This is a genomic window from Streptohalobacillus salinus, from assembly GCF_003201605.1.
Lineage (GTDB): Bacteria > Bacillota > Bacilli > Bacillales > Amphibacillaceae > Streptohalobacillus > Streptohalobacillus salinus.
Window position 1 is genome coordinate 141574 of sequence record NZ_QJJR01000001.1, and the last position, 17972, is coordinate 159545.

Sequence of the window (17972 nt, forward strand, 5' to 3'; positions counted from 1 at the left end):
TAGATACAAAATGGCAACAGCACGTTTAATTTTAGCGTGCTGTTGCCATTTATTTTCAATACATACAGGGCGATGATGCCTTAATTAATCGTCATAACCGTTTGTGATTAAATCAAGTTTGCCTGTTTTCGGATCAATCACAAGACCATGAACCGGTGTATCATCAGGCAGTAAGGGATGATTTTTAATTAAATCGACAGAACTTTGGACAGATGTTTCGACATGGTCAAACCCTTCAAACCACGCTTTGGCATCCACGTCTAAATTGGCAATGGTTTCCGCTGGAATCCCGCTGATTTTCATGCGTTCAAAGAGATGATCGGTATCGAGGTTGCTCATGCCACAGTCATGGTGACCCACGACGTAGATTTCATCCGCTTGCAGGGCGTGAACAGCGACTAAAATACTGCGCATCACTGAACCGTAGGGGTTTTTAATGATCCCACCAGCAGTTTTTAGTATTTTGACATCACCGTTTTTAAAATTCATCGCTTTCGGTAATAATTCTGTTAAACGGGTATCCATACATGTTAAAATAACAGCATGTTTGTCGGGTACACTATTTGTGACATAGGCTTGATAGTCTTTCTGTTCCACAAACGTGTGGTTATGTTGTAAAATATCATCAAGTAACATGTTTATTCCCCTCTCATTAAAATGCACTGTAACATAAATATATATAGATGTTTTTTTATATCATAGTGTATCTGACGGGGTAAAATCAAGGGTTAACCGAATATTTAGTTAAATCAAGGTCGATATATCCTTTGACTTGGAGTATTTCCCGGGAAATTGAGGTGAAGGCATGACTGATCAAAACCAGCAGCCAAATGATTCTGACGACGAGGTAAAACAAACCAAGAGCGAACATGCGACGCGTCAAACGGATGACCGTCAAAAACGAGCACAATTCGAACAAGAAGAACAGGAATATTTAGCGCGTGTTAAACAATCGATGATTGATGATGACTTGTTTGAACCGATTACCCATGAAGACATGCGCGGCATTATTAAAGAAGCACGGAAGAATCATCAAAGCCGTTCTTCTGGAGACGGGAGTCAAAAACCACGGTTTGTTTTGCCGAGGCGCTACCGACTGTTTGCGATTGTACTCGCTTTATTCATGGTGATTCAGGCAGTTGCGCTTCTGGCGACAACCTTTTCAATTCCAGTGGTTGATTTTTTAATCACCTCTCACGAACTATCAAACGATCCCGTAATTAAAGAAGATAAGGAAGCAATCGTCATTGTAGATACTGGAACAGGTCGGGGCACCGGGTTTGTTGTTGCTAGGGATGGTTATATCATTACCAACGCCCATGTGGTAGATCAAGAGACAACCGTGACGATTGGTCTGCATGACCAAAGTTTACTGACGGGTGAGGTTATTGAAGCAATGCCGGCGGTTGATTTAGCGTTAATTAAAGTGGATCAAACATTTGATGTAGTCTTACCATTAAGTGAAACCGTGCCGACATTAGACACACCAGTGCATTTTATTGGAAACCCATTAAGATTCAATCGGATTGCCAATGCCGGTACATTTATTGAACGTGAAGGACGATCGTCACTCGATACACCGGTCTACTATTTGGATGCGCCAGTCTACCGGGGGAACAGTGGCAGCCCCGTGATAAATGAGAACGGGGCCGTTGAAGGTATTGTCTATGCAACCCGTGATGACAGGACCTATGGAAAAGTCGGCTTAGTGATTCCGGCTTCAGTAGCAGCTGACGTGTTTCAAGCGTATTTGTCGCCAGATCAGCAGGAGTGATTGGGTTTTTGTTCGGGTAATTAATGCTAAATGTAAGTCACAAAGCGAAATTGTTGAAGAAACTAAATTATGGTATGTTAGATGTAGCGTCATGAATCGTTCCTAAGCATTCCTAAGTAAAGGATTTAGGACGAACAATAATTGAGATGAGGATGGTAAACGATGAAGAAGATGAACGTTGAAAGTTTTAACCTTGATCACAAAAAAGTAGTCGCGCCTTATGTACGTTTAGTTAGCGAAACCACAGGTTCGCACGGCGATACGGTCTATAAATATGACTTGCGTTTCACTCAACCGAACGACGATCACTTAGAAATGCCTGGCTTACACGCCTTGGAACACTTAATGGCTGAAAATATTCGCAATCACATAGAGGGTGTGTTAGACATCGGACCGATGGGTTGTCAAACAGGCTTTTATCTCAGTGTCCTGAATGAGAGTTCGTATGATGCGATCATTGAAGGTTTTGCGAAAACGTTAGACGATTGTGTCAACGCGGAAGAAGTTCCAGCCGCGAATGAAACCCAGTGCGGACGAGCTGCAAACCATAGCTTACCCGATGCTAAAATTTACGCGAAGAAGATGTTAGCGAAAAAAGACCAATGGCGTCATGTTTTTGGTGAAGATCAAGTGTAGAAAAGGACGTGAAAACAATTGATAGAACAAGTCAAGCAATATGCAAAAACACATAGAGATGCACACTTAAACGCATTAGATCAATTCTTACGAATTGAAAGTGTAAGTACCGACCCAACACATCAAGAAGCGATGACTAGCGCTGCATCTTTTGTCCGTGATTACCTGAGAGGAATCGGATTTGATACAGCGCGTATTGAAGAAACGGCTAAGCATCCACTCGTCTTTGCTGAGTATGTAAAAGACCCTGCCTTAAAAACGGTTTTAATCTACGGGCATTATGATGTACAGCCAGCAGATCCTTATGAATTATGGACATCTGAACCGTTTGAACCGACGGTAAGAGAAGGTCGCCTCTACGCACGCGGGGCAAGCGATGATAAAGGACAAGTTTTTATGCATTTAGTTGCGCTAGAAGCAATGATGAAAACGACGGGTGAATTGCCACTGAACGTTAAAATTTGTATTGAAGGCGAAGAGGAAATTGGTTCCGAGAATCTTTATCAACGGTTACGCGAGAAAAAAGATCAATTTGATGCTGATTTTGCGATTGTATCAGACTCTGGAATGGTTGCCGAAGATCAACCAACAATTCTTTACGGTCTAAAAGGCTTTACGGGATTAGAATTCACTGTGACTGGACCAAATAACGACTTACACTCAGGCTTGTACGGTGGCGCGGTGAGAAATCCATTGATGGCTATGAGTCATCTGCTTGCCTCAATGAAAGATACCGATGAAATCGTCAAAGTTGAAGGCTTTTATGAGGATGTTGAACCCTTAACGGAGTTCGAACGTCAATTGATGCAAGCGGCGCCAAGTGAGAACTATCAGACAACATTAAATATTCCGGAAACGGTCTCAGAGAAGGGATATTCTGCTGTTGAACACACGATGGGTCGACCTACGCTTGAGGTGAATGGTTTATTTGGTGGGTACCAGGGGGAAGGGACAAAGACAATTATTCCAGAAAAAGCTACAGCTAAACTAACCTGTCGATTAGTTCCTGGTCAGGACCCTGAAAAAATCCAACAGTTGCTTGTTGATCATATTGAGTCGCACACACCGACCGGCGTACGTGTCACGATTAAGCGTGAACCACTTTCAGCGAAGGCATATAAAGTAGACCCCGATCATCCACTCATTGTGCAAGCGAGTCAGAGTTACGAAAAAGCGTTTAATAAAACGGCTGTTTTTGTGCGTATGGGTGGCTCGATTCCAGTGGTCGAGTGGATTGACGATATCTTTAAGATACCTGTTGTATTACTTGGCTTTGGGACGCCAAGTGACCGGCTTCATTCACCGAATGAAAGCTTTCCATTGAAGAATTTTGATTTAGGGATTGAGACGTTGATTGATTTTTATATGAACGTCTAAGTCCGCTAGTTTCTGTTTATAAGGAGAAAGAACTGGGGGTCATCCACTTGGGTGATCCTTTCGTGTGCTGAGTGTTAGCTGCACTGGTGACAGGGATAGCGAGGGATGAGCAGGATCCAATGATTTTGATTCAATGAAAACAAGGTGTTAAACCAACACGAAGAATGAAATCAACAGAAGGGCGTGGTTGAGATGCTAGAAACAAGCCGGCTATTGATTAAACCCTTTACCTTAGCAATGATGAGAGCTGCTATAAAGGGCCCAGCTGCCTTTCGACAGGTTGCTGAAGTAAATGTGGAAGCAGGGTATCCAGCCGCAGACTACCTGGCAATGTTTCCATTTAAAATTGAACACATGACAGCTAACCCTGAAGCGCTTGCCTTTGAATGCTTTGTTATCTTGAAAGAAACCAACACGATAATGGCTGATATTGGTTTTAAAGGCGGTCCTGATGCAGCGGGTCGCATGGATATCGGCTATAGCGTTATGCCGCGTTACCGCGGATGCGGTCTGGCGACTGAGATGGTCACAGCGATGACGGCATGGGGGAAACGACAACCAGGTGTTAAAATGCTGACGGCACATTGCGATAAAGCTAATCAAGCATCGTACCACGTGTTACGAAACGCCGGCTTTCGCATGGTTAAAGAAACAGAGGACGGGTTTTATTTCGAAATAAACGCGTAACAAGCTAAAGCAAATAACGATGGCTTGTAGTGTCGCGATGACCGCCCTCAGGTGGATGAGGTTCGTTTAGGAAATGAGGCCATTCCTGAATTAGCCAGTGTTTTTGTTTGACGTTCCGATTTGGAATGGTTACAATATAAATAGTGACTTATTTATCGAGGAGGTTTAAAAAGTGCCGTATGTTTTGTTAATCCTCGCCGGCGTTTGGGTTGGCTATCTTTTATATACACGTTATTTTCCTGTTAGAGGCGTTAAATGTGTCAACAAAACAGAGTTAAAAAACAAGGCAACGATCGTTGATTTGCGAGATTACAGCGAGTCTGCTAAAGAAGTTGTTATCGGTGCAATTGCGTTACCAATTGCTTATATTAAGCGGCACCATCATGGATTACCTCAACGTGAGATTTACGTTGTAGCTAGTGATCGTGTAGAGAGAAACATTGGCATTCGATTATTGCAGCGATCTGGCCACCGAGTGGCAGGTTACTCGATTATTAATGATCCTTGCCGATGCAAAAAATACCTTGCCGAATTTGCATCGTAGATAAAAAAAGGAGTGCAGCATAATGGATTACACACCACAAGTTAAAAATAGAATGAAACGGATTGAAGGTCAAGTGCGCGGCATTCTTAAGATGATGGAAGATGAAAAAGATTGTAAAGAAGTCATTACCCAAATGTCAGCGGTTCGAACAGCGATAGACCGGACAATGGGATTGGTTGTTAGCTCGAACTTAGTAAACTGTGTGATTGATGCAGAAGCAAATGGCGTTGAAGATCCACAGAAATATGTTGAAGATGCCGTTGAATTACTTGTAAAAAGCCGTTAGTCATTGTGAAGAATGACTAAGGCTTTTTATTTTGGTTAAAATAGATCTGTCACCGAATTCACTCAGCTGTCTACCGGTGAACAGATGCTGGAACGACGGAGGAAGGGTTTCGGTTACTTGATGTATTTCCGCGTAATCCCCATCCCTAATACACATAACACGATTACATAATAAAAGATATATTGATAGTTTCCAAACACGTCAATCATCATGCCTGAACTGAGGACACCGATAATTGCACCAATTCCATACGCGGTAAAGACTAAGCCGTAGTTCTGGCTATAGTGCCACATGCCGTAATGTTTTAAGGTAGCGGTTGGTGCAATCGCCAGCCAGCCCCCTAAGTTAAACCAAAAGATAGAAAAAGCAATCGGATAAACAATGGCATACTGGTGGAAGAGGATAAGACTAAGTGCCGCTGTCATAATTAACAGATACGAAAGTAACATGGAAAAGCGAGCGGAGTAATGATCTGTTAACCAACCGAATGTTGGACGTCCGAGTCCGTTAAAGACAGCAAACAGGGCCATCAAACCAGTAACCGTTGCCGCATCCAAATGAAAATACTCAACACCAACACTTAAAGTCATCCCAACTAACATTAAGCCAATTAAGGTACCAATAATGAAATTAAGATAAATGCCTTTGAAGCTTTTTGTTTTTAACATCTCGTTTGAGGTTAAGTTTTCTGATAAGTCATCGGTTACTGTTTTATTAAGGTATGGAGCCACATCATCAGCGTTCGGATATTTGAATGACACGCTTAAAAAGGGGAGGATAACAGCAAAACTGATGCCCATGATCAGAAATGTATCCATGACGCCAAATTGTTCGACTAATAGACGTGCAACTGGTGCAGTAACGAGTGGGGAAAGACCAAATCCGAGTAAGACTAAGCCAGAAGCCAAACCTTTCTTATCGGGAAACCATTGGGCAATCACATTCATCATCACACCATATGCAATACCGACACCAGCTCCACCCACCAGTCCATAGCTTATCGTCAAGAGATAGATATTAGGACTAAATGATGCGAGAACCCAACTTGTCGCAACAAGCATGCCACCAAATAAAATGAGCGTGCGTGGGTGGAAGGTGCGCATATATTTTCCGATAATCAACATGAAAACGGCATAAAACGTTAGGGCGAACATATAAGGTAACCCACTTTCGGATGCACCGAGTTGAAATTCTTCTTCGAGTGCTACCCTAAAGACGCTATAGGAATAGACGGTCCCTAAAAACATCATAATAATAATCCCTAAAAATATGAATAACCACCGCTTGTATGGGGGAGCACCTTTGGTGCTCGTTTTAGCAAATACCTGCATCTATTTCACGCTCCTTTAATTTTTAAGTCAATCAGTTATCCGTGAACACAAAAACTTTCACTAAGCTTCACAAGCGTTTAAGCGCCTGTTGAGTGACGCATAAAGCTGCGATGACTTTGACCAACTAACGATTAAAAAAAGCCAATAACACATGGCGCATCTGCACCATGTGTTATTGGCTTACTTATCGACTGGTTTGTAACCCTTCGATTTGTCTTCCAATGGTTATGAGTTGATTGTTTCTTCCAGGTTTTTATCGACGACAACAATGATCATCTTTTCTCCGGATTTTGTACTTACATCTGAATGGGTGCTTACGACATTAACATCGACGACGGATTTAATGGCGTTTTCTAGACTTATTCGCGATTTTTCAAAAAGCGCAGTTCTTACTTTTTTGATTAACTCGACACCTTCGAGCGTTTCAGCAAGGTTTTTCTCGGATTGACTGAGAAAGCCTTGTAATCGAATAATGATTAAATCTTGATAAATGAGTGTTTTGATTTTTTCGGGACCACGTCCCATTTGTTCAATTTCAAACTTACTGATTGCTTCGTTTATTTTCGACTCAATTTGTCCTTTTGTCATGAACATTCACTCCAGAAATAGTTTGGCTAATCATGGTTACCGGGTTGTTTGTCGGCACAGATGATTTTAACTTAAGTTACTATACCACATTCATTGAATTGTTTCAATCTTGAAAATCTTTCGTTTATTTATGGAGCGCTTTCACAAGCAATGCTTCGATAATCATCCTTTTCTTGCTTGATGGAAGGGCCGTCATCAAAAAACCGAACGAGACGTTTAATTTGCTGCTTTACCGACTAGGTAAAAGGACATATTTAAACAAAACGTAACGATTACTATTTACAAAGCGTAATCATTACGATATAATTCGATTAGATTAAATGACTAAGCAGGTTAATTAGGGGGAATTAGAATGAAGAAAAAGAAATGGTTTGGTTTCATCTTAGTATTAGTAGGTCTACTTGTTGTGAGCGCTTGTCAAGCAGATGAAGAGGAAGATACGCGCGGAAGAACAGATGGCGACGACACTCAGAATGAAGACAGATTGGACGTTATCACGACACTGTATCCACTTGCCTTTTTTGCCAATGAAATTGGTGGAGAATACATTAATGCGACGTCAATCTTACCTTCTGGTAGTGATGCCCATACCTATGAACCGACCTCAAAAACAATGATTGAGATTGCAGAAGCCGATCTCTTTATTTACAATGAACAAACGTCAGAGTCGTATGCAGAAAATATTGAAGCCTCGCTTTCTGGTGAATCGGTAACATTCTTAGAAGCAGCTGAAGGCATCGAATTGATTACTTATTTACATGATCACGAGGATGAACATGACGATGAGGATGATCACGCAGAAGATGAGCACGAGGATGAAGACGAGCACAGTGACGATGATGCGCATGACGATGAAGACGCCGGTGGGGATGTAGATGGTCATGTCTGGTTAAGTCCAACATCTTCGATTGAACTGAGTGAAAATATTATGACAGCGTTAATTGAGTTAGCTCCTGAGCATGAGGCGGCATTTAGAGAAGGATTTGCAGCGCTAAAAGTGCGACTAGAAGCATTAGATCAGGATTTCCATGATACGATTGATGGTTTGGATGATAAAACAATACTCGTGACACATGCGGCTTATAACTATTGGGCACGTGATTTTGGTATTGAACAAATTGCGGTCTCAGGTCTTTCGCCATCAAATGAACCGTCACAACGTCAGCTGATTGAAATTCTTGATCTTGTTGAAAATCAGAATTTAAACTACATTCTCTTTGAACAGAATATTACGTCACAAGTGTCTGAAGTGATCACCGAAGAGGCGAACCTTGAAGTCAGACAATTACACAACATTTCTACCTTAACAAGTGATGATGAAGCAAATAATGAAGATTATTTTAGTTTAATGGAACGAAATTTAGCTGTTTTAGAAGAAGTATTAATGAATAAATAATGAAAAAATGCATCGCCCTTGTTAGCTCGGGCGATGCATTTTTTGATGGAATGAAAACCATGCTTGTGCCGGCATTTCTGCTGGCTATATTCTTGTTACTTTTTAGCTGCGTTGATGGCTTGAACAAAAGCAGCTTCGATGTCATCAATGTTCTCAATCCCGACAGAAATCCGCACAAGCCCTTCCGTTATACCAAGGGATTGTTGCACATCTGTTGGTAAGGCACGGTGAGAAGTTGTTTTAGGGTATGAAACCGTTGTTTCCACTCCAGCTAGAGTGGGTACAATTTTAACCCATCCTAGTGATTTAAAGAAGGTACCGACATCAATCGGGTCCGCTAAATCAATCGTGACAATGGCACCATTTCCCTTTTCACTCGCATGTTTAGGGTAGTAAACCGTTTTAACCCCTTCGTGGGCGGTGAGGCGCGTCGCTAATGCTTGGGCATTGGTTACTTGTTTCTCCATCCGTAAGGCTAGTGTCTTAATGCCGCGCACGGTTAGCCAAGCTTCCATCGGTGCGAGCGTTGTACCTAAGTTGACCCCACGTGTTTTTGCCTTTTGGATTAACTCACTATCACCAACCACCACACCAGCCGTAATGTCACTGTGGCCCCCTAGATATTTTGTAGCGCTATGAACAACGAGATTAATCCCTGTTGAATAGGGGTTAATCAAATACGGGGTAGCAAAGGTGTTATCAATCATCGTTTTAAGCTGATGCTTCTTAGCTAACGCAACGATTGATTGAAGGTCTTCAACATACAACAATGGATTGGTAATCGATTCCGTGTATAAACATTTGGTTTGATCGGTGATTAATGCTTCAACAGCGTCAATGTCTTTAAAATCAGCGAAATGGACGGTAATGCCAAAGCTAGTGAGTTCGGTTTGAAAGAGTTCATAGGTACCGCCATAGATATCCGTCGAAGCAATGATTTCATCACCAGCCTCAACCATTGAGAGAACGCCAATTAAGATGGCGGCTAAACCAGATGAAGCACTTACCCCGCTTGGTGCACCCTCAAGTTGAGCAACACTATCCGCGAGCTCATCAGGATTAGGGTTCCCAACGCGCGAGTATAAATAGTCTTTCTTACCTTGATAGAAAGCTTCGACATCATCAAGGTCTTTAAAGCTAAACGCACTGGATTGGTAAATCGGTGTGACTTTACTATTGGTTGGTAATGGTTTCTCATGATTAATATGTACAGCACGTGTTTCAAATGATTTGGTCATTCTCACTCATCCCTTCGGTTTCTTTAGTAAATACTTTACGCTATCAAGCAGCAGTTTTGCAAGCTTAAACGGTTTGAATGTTTAAACATTCAGAATAAAGTACGTGCGATTAGCTACCATCGCGTTTAGTAGGATCAAAAAAGGGTTATTTTTCTGATAGCTTGAGGTATGACTTAAAATTGTTGCAGTTATTCGGTATACTAGAGAGCGTAACGGGCTAACGCATCGCTTACCTGGCACTTTGACGCTAATGCGTTTTAAGTGGGGATTGTAAAAGCGTTAATTGTCTAGCCTAAGTCTTTTAAGAACGGCGTTAGGACGTTAAAAAACTGAGGAGGCTATGAAATGAAATATGCAATTATTACTGGTGTTTCACGTGGTTTAGGTGAGTCGGTTGCTAAGCGAATGCTTGATCAGGGTGTCGCAGTTCTAGGGTTAAGTCGGAGTAAAAACAAGGAGCTCTTGCGTTACAGTGAAGACATTGGGGTGCCGTTTTATCCTTTCTATGTGGATATTTCTAATCATGAAGCATTAGAAGACGCCCTTGCAAAAATTAATGCGCTCGTTTTTAAACAAACAACCGAACACATTTATTTGATTAATAATGCCGCCACGGTCAATCCCATCGATCGTGCTGAAAAACATGTGATTGAAGCAATTAAAAAACATGTCGATACCAATTTAACGGCACCGATGATTACAACGTCTGCCTTGTTGAGTCAAGCAACAAAGGCGCATGCACAAGTCATTGTTATGAACATTACCTCTGGTGCGGCGAATCGTTCAACTTACGGTTGGAGTTTATATGGCTCAACGAAAGCAGGGCTCAACCGTTATACAGAAACGGTTGCACTTGAGACGGCAGAACGTGATGAGCGTCACAAAGTTGTGTTATTCGATCCAAGTATCATGGATACCAACATGCAAGGAAGTATTCGCGAGACGAACGAATCACAGTTTAAAGCGGTGGATACCTTTAAAGCATATAAAGACAATGATCAACTGCGAGATACCGATGTTGTCGCAAAAGTGATTGTTGAATTGTTAGCGGATGAACAAGGCCTGAAAAATGGAGAGACGTATTCAATTCATGATTATATGGATTAAGTCAGCAACAAGGATCGTGACAGTTAGTGATCAGTTAACTTATAAGATGAAACAAGGACAACAGCCAAACTTAGCTGTTGTCCTTGTTTCGTTTGTGGTAACGCCCTGACAAATAATCACGAGGATTCATGCCAGTCACTTGTTTGAAGACCCGGCTAAAGTAATAAGGGTTTGGGAAATTTAATTTTTCACTAACTTCACTCACATTTAAGTCCGTTTGGTGAAAATAGTCTATGGCTTGAGCAACCTGTTTCTCCAAGCGCACTTGCCGAATGGTTTTACCTGTTGTTTCTTTAAAGACGGTTGAAATGTAACTGTAATTGAGATGAAGTGCTTTGGCAATCATTTGACTGCTTAATTGTTTGGGCTTGTCTTCAATAAGACGAAGAACCTGCGCAACGATTTGCTGGTTTCTCGGTTTGATGGGCTCACGTTGTTGTAAATAGAAGTGATAGAGCATATCAAAGACAGCAATGCTCTGTTTTAGACTTGTTGCTTCCGTTTGTTTTAAAATTTGTTTGAATGTTTGTATGAGCCATTGTGGTTGAGTGACAATCCCCTGGCGTTCAAAGCTAAGTTTTTTATTGTAGCTTGCTTTCGTTGTAAAAAAAGAAGAAGCTTCGATCGGATAGTCTTCGAGTGATGCTGTTTCTTGACTGAACCAGTGCAAGTAATACCAGCGTGTCCCTTGTTGGAACGGTTTCGTCCCGAAATGATGACAGCCTGCCTTAAGAAAAAGATACTCCCCTGCTGTAACGGTAACTGCGACATCCTCTTCAACTACTTCAATCGCACCTTCAACGACAAATAAAAAGACATCTATAGTTAGAAATGTACGATCGGGATGAATGATTTCTCCTAGGGGATCAGTTAAGTAGCCAATCTCTTGCACAAGCGGTAATTGGTCTGTGCGTATCGATATGGGATCCATGGTGTATCACCTCTGTTTTCTGCCTGTCCTGTTTGGCTAAAGCAATGAATCTTGTCTAGTGATAGTTTAGCAAATCACCTAAAAAAAAGATAGGTTTTAGCGAAGTACTGATATGGTTTTTTAATGAGTGATTGTGGATACTTAAAACACAAGCAACTACGAGACTTAGTAGGAGAATGAAAGGATGATTTGATGGATCACGTCCAATTAGATGAAGGTGTTTTCAAACAATCACAAGAAACAGGAAAAGCATTTTTACTGGCGCTAGATCCAGATCGATTATTAGCGCCCTGTTATGAAGCACAAGGGCAAGTCGCAAAAAAACCACGTTATGGGGGATGGGAGTCGATGGAGATTGCTGGCCATTCACTGGGCCACTATTTATCGGCAACAGCAATCATGTATCAATCAACGAAAGATCAAACCATTAAGGAACGACTCGATTATACAATTGAGGAACTTAGCGACATTCAAGCCCTTGACGATCAAGGCTATGTGAGTGGTTTTAACCGTGCGTGTTTTGACGAGGTCTTCACCGGAGATTTTAGCGTTGAACCTTTCTCCTTAGCAGGGTCTTGGGTGCCTTGGTACAGCATTCATAAAATATTTGCCGGTCTGATCGATTGTTATCATTATGCCGGTTGTAATAAAGCAAAAACAATTGTTCTCAACTTAAGTGACTGGGCAGAACGTCATTTGAAGCAGTTGACGGATGAACAGTTTCAGCGGATGTTAATCTGTGAATTCGGTGGCATGAATGAAGTATTCGCAGACATTTATCTCTTAACAGGCGAGACGCGTTACCTGACATTAGCGAAACGGTTTCAACACCATGTGATTTTAGACCCACTTGCAGAAGGAATTGATGATTTAGCTGGAAAACATGCGAACACTCAGATTCCAAAAGTGATTGGGACAGCGAAATTGTATCAAGTGACGAAGGAAGAAAAATATAAAGCGATCGTTGAATTTTTCTTTAATCAAGTGGTCACGCATCGATCATATGTGATTGGTGGCAACAGTATTGGCGAGCATTTCGGTAAGTCAGATACCGAACCGTTAGGGAGGCTAACGACTGAAACGTGTAACACGTATAATATGTTGAAGCTCGTCGAGTATATGTTTCAGTGGAACAAAAGTGGTCGATTGAATGATTTCTATGAACGAGGACTGTATAACCATATTCTAGCTTCACAAGACCCAGACAGTGGGGGCAAAACATACTTTGTTGCGACAGATCCTGGCCATTTCAAAGTCTATTGTGATAAAGAAGACGCTTTTTGGTGCTGTACAGGAAGTGGGATGGAAAATCCGGCCCGTTACACCAATCATATCTACACAGCAACGGATCAAGAGCTTTATTTAAATCTCTTTATAGCTTCAACAATCACGTTAGAACAACATGCGATACAATTTAAACAAACAACAGCTTTTCCTTATGAAGAAACAGGGGCATTAACCGTGACGGCAGGGAATGCGGTTGAATTGTCGCTTTTCATTAGACGCCCCGCATGGCTAGCGAACGACATGCGGCTAGAAATTAACGGTGAACCGGTAACAACAGCTGCCGTGGATGGTTACATTAAACTGACGCGTACCTGGTATGAAGGAGACACACTCACTTACCAGTTACCGATGGGGCTGAATGTCTATCATCACAAAGAAGATAAATCACTAATTAGCTATCGCTATGGTCCGATCGTTCTCGCGGCAAAACTTGGTCGTGAAAACTACCCGAACACAGACGTGGTCGGAGATCACCAAGTGTATAACCATTACCCTGCGATTGAGGTGGGTCCGTTGGTTTCTAACTTACCATCGCCAGCACTTGTTGAGCCTGTTGCGATCGGTGAATTGACCTTTCAAACGAAGCCCGTTGCGATGCCACACGGGGAAAGCTTCTTGTTGGTGCCGTTTTATGCCATCCACCATGAACGCTATACCATATATTTCCGCCATCTATCTGAGCAAGCTTATCAAAATCATTCCGATCAACAAGCAGAACACGCCCGTGAACTTCTAAGACGGACGGTTGATCAGATCCAACCGGGCGAACAGCAGCCTGAAACGGATCATCAAGTTGAAACAGAACGCTCACGTGTGGGCTATCTGGATGTGTTAGATCGACATTGGCGTGATGCGTTTGATGGTGGCTTTATCCGTTATCAATTGAAAACAAATGATCAACCGCTTAGTTTAAGAATGACTTATTTCGGAGGGGACGGACCGGTGCCAGTTGCCGGCGAAATCTATCCGCGTTTATTTGATCTTCTAATTGATGGGGTGCCGATTGCGACTGAACACCTGCAGTCAACACACCCCGGAGAGAAATTAGAAATTGATTACCCCATTCCACCGTCGTTAACGAAAAATAAAGCGCACATCACTTTAACGCTAGCTTCACGCCAACAAACCGTTGCCGGTGGGTTCTACGGGATTCGCCTACTGACGAAAGTATAAAGATCTAGTGAAACGAAACCTAATAAAAACACATCCTCATCTGTTGAGTTGATGTGTTTTTTAGGGTAGCGTCATTTTAAATGCCTGTGATAAGGCATGCGTGTACTTAACGATCCATTTTAGTTTGATCAGAACCCCTTCTTCTCTTTACAAAGGTCTAGAGTGTTTAAATCAGGCACATTTTTGCTTGTTAGACAATGGCGTAGACAAATAAAAATATGTTATAGTATGAGAGATGAAAGGGGACAAGACGATGATTCAACGTAAAAGTAAACGAGAGATCGAAATGATGAAAGAAGCTGGTGAATTACTGGCAAATCTGCATAAAGAAATTAAAAAAATGATTAAACCTGGTGTAACAACGAAAGCGATAGATCAGTTTGTCGAACGTTACCTTGAAAAACACGGGGCGACTGCTGAACAAAAAGGTTACCAAGGGTATGCGTATGCGACGTGTGCATCGATTAACGATGAGATTTGTCACGGCTTTCCTCGTGACGCGGCATTAGTTGCTGGTGATATTGTCACGATTGATATGGTGGTAAAATATAAAGGAGGTTTAGCAGATTCTGCTTGGACCTATGCTGTTGGCACACCTGATGAAAAAACCGAGAAGTTACTCGATGTCACGAAAAAAGCCTTGTACCTGGGTATGGCACAAGCGAAAGCGGGAAACCGTATTGGTGATATTGGACACGCAATCCAAACGTACGCAGAAAGTGAAGGTTTTAGTGTTGTTCGTGATTTTACGGGTCACGGGATTGGACCAACGATTCATGAGCCGCCACATATCCCTCATTATGGTCAACCCAATAAAGGCACACGTCTTAAAGAAGGAATGGCGATCACGATTGAGCCAATGATCAATGAAGGCACATGGCAATCAAAGATGGATGCTAACGGTTGGACGGCACGGACCACAGATGGTGGACGCTCGGCCCAATTTGAGCACACGTTGATTGTCACTAAAGATGAACCACTTATCTTAACTGAACAAGATAAAGAGTAGTTAGCTGAACGTGAGCTAACTACTTTTTTTATCAACCTGAAGGCTATTGTTATAATTATCAAAATAAGGTGTTGCTATTACCGGCTACTTTTAAATCAGTGATAATAAATGAACATCATCAGATTAGTTGAAAGGTACGACTAAAAAGATAATTGTGATACAATATAGGTTAACAAAATTTCAAGTTTATGTAAGAACCATTTCGTCAACGAGCAATATCTGGCAGATGGCTTCAAGCGAGAGAAGACGAAAGGGGGAAATGCAATGTTTGGTGAACAATTTTCACGCCGTGTTCAAGAAAAACGATTACATTTTATGATCTTTGCTGCATGCATGTTAGTTTTTATGGCAGGTGTCAGCTTTACGTTTGTCATTCCTGGTTTTAAGGGATTTGATGGGTATTTTTTATTTTTATCAGCGTATACATATTTTGTTGTTGCAAGTATATTTAGTGCCCTGTTTGATCAACAAATTTTTCGTATTGTCACCATGAGTCTGTTGCTGAGTAGTCTTGGGATGGGTTTGCGTATGTGGCTTGAATGGGGTGAAGTTAGTCTAGCTGAACACATGGATGTGTTTGTATTGATGGGTTACCCGCTTGCGATTACCTTCTTCATTGTCTGCGTTTATTCCCTATTGATTGTTAACAAAACTAGAAAGAGGAACCCGTGAGAAGGTGAGCGAACGCTCATCTTTTGCGTAGGGATAAAAGAGAAAACAGGAGAGGGAGGGATAGGCGTTGAAATCATTTTTAAAAGGGATGTTGGCGGCAGTGCCCATCGTCATTGGGTACTTACCGATTGCATTAGCCTATGGTGTGATTGCGACTGAAGCGGGCTTAACTGTAAGAGAGATTACAATGATGAGTGTGTTCGTCTTTGGCGGGGCAAGTCAATTTATGATTGTGAACATGATGTTAGCAAGCAGTTTATACATAGAAATTATTCTCGCAACGTTTGTCTTAAATTTTCGACATTTTGTGATGAGTTTTGCGATGATGCATCGGTTAAAAGAGGCACCGTTTTTTGTGAAACTGGTACTCGGCGCACAGACAACGGATGAGTCGTTTTCATTTTTTAGTTTGTCCGACGTTGATGAGGATAGGGACTATCACTTCTTCTTAGGTTTATTCATGGCTGGATACCTTGCGTGGGTGTTCGGCAGTTTACTGGGTGGTTTTGTTGGACTCTTGATTCCGTCAAAACTGGGGATTAGTTTTGGGGTTAGTTTATATGCGATGTTTATTGCCCTGCTCGTACCAGCAGTTAAGAAAGCAATGCGTTACTTATGGATTGCTGTGCTTGCGATGGTATTAAACTATAGTTTCAGCTTGGTCATCAATAGTGGCTTTAGCCTCATTTTAGCAACACTACTAGCCAGTACATTAAACGTTTTTAAGAAGGGGGAAGTGTGATGCCAGTCTTACTTCTCGTCAGTTTATTTCTTGTTACTGTCATTCCCCGGATTTTGCCAGCATTTTTAATGGACCGGATGATTATCCCGAAGCGATTGACCTGGTTTTTAGAAGGTATTCCTTACGCCATCTTAGGCGCGCTAATTTTCCCTGGGATTTTAACCGTTGTTCAAGACCGTCCCTGGATTGGCGTGGGTGCCGGCCTTGTTGCCACCGTCCTTAGTCTTGTTCGGGTGCCGCTTGTTCTTGTGGTGCTTTTGTCTGTTTCGGTGGTTTATCTTCTTCTATGACCGACGGCTCGACGTGAATGGTGACGTGTTGAATGCCGAAACGATGCTTTAACATGATTTCGATTCTATCGGTTATGTCATGGGCATCTTTAACGGTTAAAGTCGGATCAACATAAATAATCATATCCAAAATCGACTGATTCGCAAGCTTACGCCCACGAATATCACGAATACCGAGGACACCATCGGCACGAGAGACTGCATCTTTGACGGTCATGACCGTATCACGATCAAACCCGTCCGTTAGTGTGTGGCTCGTTGTTTTGAAAATTGAAAATGCAGTCACGATAATAATCACACCGACAAAAGCTGCGAGTAGGGGGTCTAAGATAGGCATGCCGAAAGTGCTTGCCAGGATACCAATTGCTGCGGCGAAGCTGATAAAACTATCAGAACGGTTATCCAGACTGGCTGCTTTAAGCCCGCTGCTGTTAATTTTTTTCGCTAAATTATGATTGAACAAATAAGTGAGATACATGACTGCGCCACTAAGTAGGGCTGTCCAAAACGCAAGAGCAGAAGGTTCTGAGTACGTCCCATTTAAGAGTGTTTGTGTAGCGCTAATTAACACTTGGACCCCAACGGTGACCATAATAAATGAGGCGACGAGGCTTGCGATTAGCTCGGCGCGGTAGTGCCCATAGTGGTGGTTGTGATCAGGTGGTTTACGGGCGATTTTTAAACCAACCAGTACCGCAACAGAACTTAGAACATCCGTGGCGTTATTCAAACCATCGGCAAAAAGTGCACTCGAGCCACTCCAACCGCTGACCAGTAATTTAATGATACTTAACACAAGGTAGACAGTAATCGAAATCATCGCACCCCGTTCACCTTGTTTCATTTGATGGTACGTTTGCATGCCATTCACTCCAATCGTATTAATCAGACCCGCGCAGAGGGG

19 protein-coding genes are annotated in these 17972 nt (G+C 42.1%); 13 read left to right on the forward strand and 6 right to left on the reverse strand.

Annotated features, from left to right (window positions below):
- Nucleotides 1-84: 84 nt before the first annotated feature.
- Nucleotides 85-636, reverse strand: coding sequence for a beta-class carbonic anhydrase (locus tag DES38_RS00595; RefSeq protein WP_110250139.1), 552 nt, complete (start codon nucleotides 634-636; stop codon nucleotides 85-87).
- 169 nt (nucleotides 637-805) lie between these two features.
- Between DES38_RS00595 and DES38_RS00600 the strand changes: the two genes are divergently transcribed.
- The 6 genes from DES38_RS00600 (at nucleotide 806) to DES38_RS00625 (ending at nucleotide 5304) form a co-directional block, all read left to right on the forward strand.
- Nucleotides 806-1774, forward strand: a complete 969-nt coding sequence (locus tag DES38_RS00600) for a S1C family serine protease (protein WP_110250140.1) — start codon at nucleotides 806-808, stop codon at nucleotides 1772-1774.
- A 162-nt stretch (nucleotides 1775-1936) separates the two neighbouring features.
- On the forward strand, nucleotides 1937-2410 hold the full coding sequence (locus DES38_RS00605) for an S-ribosylhomocysteine lyase (RefSeq protein WP_110250141.1): 474 nt from the start codon (nucleotides 1937-1939) through the stop codon (nucleotides 2408-2410).
- Nucleotides 2411-2428: 18 nt separating this feature from the next.
- Nucleotides 2429-3787 (forward strand): dipeptidase, encoded by a 1359-nt coding sequence (locus DES38_RS00610; protein WP_110250142.1) that lies wholly within the window; start codon nucleotides 2429-2431, stop codon nucleotides 3785-3787.
- 192 nt (nucleotides 3788-3979) lie between these two features.
- Nucleotides 3980-4474: a GNAT family N-acetyltransferase gene (locus tag DES38_RS00615; RefSeq protein WP_110250143.1), complete on the forward strand. Its 495-nt coding sequence runs from the start codon at nucleotides 3980-3982 to the stop codon at nucleotides 4472-4474.
- Between the two features lie 172 nt (nucleotides 4475-4646).
- On the forward strand, nucleotides 4647-5018 hold the full coding sequence (locus tag DES38_RS00620; RefSeq protein ID WP_245881931.1) for a hypothetical protein: 372 nt from the start codon (nucleotides 4647-4649) through the stop codon (nucleotides 5016-5018).
- 22 nt (nucleotides 5019-5040) lie between these two features.
- On the forward strand, nucleotides 5041-5304 hold the full coding sequence (locus DES38_RS00625) for a metal-sensitive transcriptional regulator (protein ID WP_110250144.1): 264 nt from the start codon (nucleotides 5041-5043) through the stop codon (nucleotides 5302-5304).
- Between the two features lie 113 nt (nucleotides 5305-5417).
- Here the strand turns inward: DES38_RS00625 and DES38_RS00630 are convergent, their stop codons facing one another.
- Nucleotides 5418-6635 (reverse strand): OFA family MFS transporter, encoded by a 1218-nt coding sequence (locus DES38_RS00630; protein ID WP_110250145.1) that lies wholly within the window; start codon nucleotides 6633-6635, stop codon nucleotides 5418-5420.
- Between the two features lie 225 nt (nucleotides 6636-6860).
- A complete protein-coding gene (locus DES38_RS00635) occupies nucleotides 6861-7223 on the reverse strand; it encodes a Na-translocating system protein MpsC family protein (protein WP_110250146.1) in 363 nt (120 codons plus the stop codon).
- 352 nt (nucleotides 7224-7575) lie between these two features.
- Between DES38_RS00635 and DES38_RS00640 the strand changes: the two genes are divergently transcribed.
- Nucleotides 7576-8619, forward strand: a complete 1044-nt coding sequence (locus DES38_RS00640) for a metal ABC transporter solute-binding protein, Zn/Mn family (RefSeq protein ID WP_110250147.1) — start codon at nucleotides 7576-7578, stop codon at nucleotides 8617-8619.
- 95 nt (nucleotides 8620-8714) lie between these two features.
- Here DES38_RS00640 and DES38_RS00645 read toward each other — a convergent pair whose 3' ends face one another.
- Nucleotides 8715-9857, reverse strand: a complete 1143-nt coding sequence (locus DES38_RS00645) for a trans-sulfuration enzyme family protein (RefSeq protein ID WP_110250148.1) — start codon at nucleotides 9855-9857, stop codon at nucleotides 8715-8717.
- 345 nt (nucleotides 9858-10202) lie between these two features.
- On the opposite strand from DES38_RS00645, the gene DES38_RS00650 reads away from it, so the two are divergent.
- Nucleotides 10203-10964, forward strand: coding sequence for a (S)-benzoin forming benzil reductase (locus tag DES38_RS00650; RefSeq protein ID WP_110250149.1), 762 nt, complete (start codon nucleotides 10203-10205; stop codon nucleotides 10962-10964).
- Nucleotides 10965-11034: 70 nt separating this feature from the next.
- Here the strand turns inward: DES38_RS00650 and DES38_RS00655 are convergent, their stop codons facing one another.
- Nucleotides 11035-11895 (reverse strand): AraC family transcriptional regulator, encoded by an 861-nt coding sequence (locus DES38_RS00655; RefSeq protein WP_110250150.1) that lies wholly within the window; start codon nucleotides 11893-11895, stop codon nucleotides 11035-11037.
- Nucleotides 11896-12087: 192 nt separating this feature from the next.
- On the opposite strand from DES38_RS00655, the gene DES38_RS00660 reads away from it, so the two are divergent.
- The 5 genes from DES38_RS00660 (at nucleotide 12088) to DES38_RS00680 (ending at nucleotide 17068) form a co-directional block, all read left to right on the forward strand.
- Complete coding sequence (locus tag DES38_RS00660) at nucleotides 12088-14355, forward strand: glycoside hydrolase family 127 protein (protein WP_110250151.1); 2268 nt, start codon at nucleotides 12088-12090, stop codon at nucleotides 14353-14355.
- Nucleotides 14356-14608: 253 nt separating this feature from the next.
- Nucleotides 14609-15364, forward strand: coding sequence for a type I methionyl aminopeptidase (gene map, locus DES38_RS00665; RefSeq protein ID WP_110250152.1), 756 nt, complete (start codon nucleotides 14609-14611; stop codon nucleotides 15362-15364).
- Nucleotides 15365-15628: 264 nt separating this feature from the next.
- Entirely contained in the window at nucleotides 15629-16036 is a 408-nt protein-coding gene (locus DES38_RS00670; RefSeq protein ID WP_110250153.1) for an ABC transporter permease, read from the forward strand.
- Nucleotides 16037-16103: 67 nt separating this feature from the next.
- A complete protein-coding gene (locus tag DES38_RS00675) occupies nucleotides 16104-16778 on the forward strand; it encodes an AzlC family ABC transporter permease (RefSeq protein ID WP_110250154.1) in 675 nt (224 codons plus the stop codon).
- Complete coding sequence (locus tag DES38_RS00680; RefSeq protein WP_110250155.1) at nucleotides 16778-17068, forward strand: AzlD domain-containing protein; 291 nt, start codon at nucleotides 16778-16780, stop codon at nucleotides 17066-17068. The genes DES38_RS00675 and DES38_RS00680 overlap by 1 nt, the downstream gene beginning before the upstream one ends.
- On the opposite strand, the gene DES38_RS00685 is transcribed toward DES38_RS00680, so the two are convergent.
- A complete protein-coding gene (locus tag DES38_RS00685; protein WP_110250156.1) occupies nucleotides 16998-17930 on the reverse strand; it encodes a cation diffusion facilitator family transporter in 933 nt (310 codons plus the stop codon). The genes DES38_RS00680 and DES38_RS00685 overlap by 71 nt on opposite strands.
- Between the last annotated feature and the right edge of the window lie 42 nt (nucleotides 17931-17972).

What these genes read in the sequence shown, in the direction of transcription:
- DES38_RS00595 (WP_110250139.1), bottom strand. Translation starts at nt 636, where the DNA reads ATGTTACTTGATGATATTTTACAACATAACCACACGTTTGTGGAACAG.
- DES38_RS00600 (WP_110250140.1), top strand. Translation starts at nt 806, where the DNA reads ATGACTGATCAAAACCAGCAGCCAAATGATTCTGACGACGAGGTAAAA.
- DES38_RS00605 (WP_110250141.1), top strand. Translation starts at nt 1,937, where the DNA reads ATGAAGAAGATGAACGTTGAAAGTTTTAACCTTGATCACAAAAAAGTA.
- DES38_RS00615 (WP_110250143.1), top strand. Translation starts at nt 3,980, where the DNA reads ATGCTAGAAACAAGCCGGCTATTGATTAAACCCTTTACCTTAGCAATG.
- DES38_RS00625 (WP_110250144.1), top strand. Translation starts at nt 5,041, where the DNA reads ATGGATTACACACCACAAGTTAAAAATAGAATGAAACGGATTGAAGGT.
- DES38_RS00630 (WP_110250145.1), bottom strand. Translation starts at nt 6,635, where the DNA reads ATGCAGGTATTTGCTAAAACGAGCACCAAAGGTGCTCCCCCATACAAG.
- DES38_RS00635 (WP_110250146.1), bottom strand. Translation starts at nt 7,223, where the DNA reads ATGACAAAAGGACAAATTGAGTCGAAAATAAACGAAGCAATCAGTAAG.
- DES38_RS00640 (WP_110250147.1), top strand. Translation starts at nt 7,576, where the DNA reads ATGAAGAAAAAGAAATGGTTTGGTTTCATCTTAGTATTAGTAGGTCTA.
- DES38_RS00645 (WP_110250148.1), bottom strand. Translation starts at nt 9,857, where the DNA reads ATGACCAAATCATTTGAAACACGTGCTGTACATATTAATCATGAGAAA.
- DES38_RS00650 (WP_110250149.1), top strand. Translation starts at nt 10,203, where the DNA reads ATGAAATATGCAATTATTACTGGTGTTTCACGTGGTTTAGGTGAGTCG.
- DES38_RS00655 (WP_110250150.1), bottom strand. Translation starts at nt 11,895, where the DNA reads ATGGATCCCATATCGATACGCACAGACCAATTACCGCTTGTGCAAGAG.
- DES38_RS00660 (WP_110250151.1), top strand. Translation starts at nt 12,088, where the DNA reads ATGGATCACGTCCAATTAGATGAAGGTGTTTTCAAACAATCACAAGAA.
- map (WP_110250152.1), top strand. Translation starts at nt 14,609, where the DNA reads ATGATTCAACGTAAAAGTAAACGAGAGATCGAAATGATGAAAGAAGCT.
- DES38_RS00670 (WP_110250153.1), top strand. Translation starts at nt 15,629, where the DNA reads ATGTTTGGTGAACAATTTTCACGCCGTGTTCAAGAAAAACGATTACAT.
- DES38_RS00680 (WP_110250155.1), top strand. Translation starts at nt 16,778, where the DNA reads ATGCCAGTCTTACTTCTCGTCAGTTTATTTCTTGTTACTGTCATTCCC.
- DES38_RS00685 (WP_110250156.1), bottom strand. Translation starts at nt 17,930, where the DNA reads ATGCAAACGTACCATCAAATGAAACAAGGTGAACGGGGTGCGATGATT.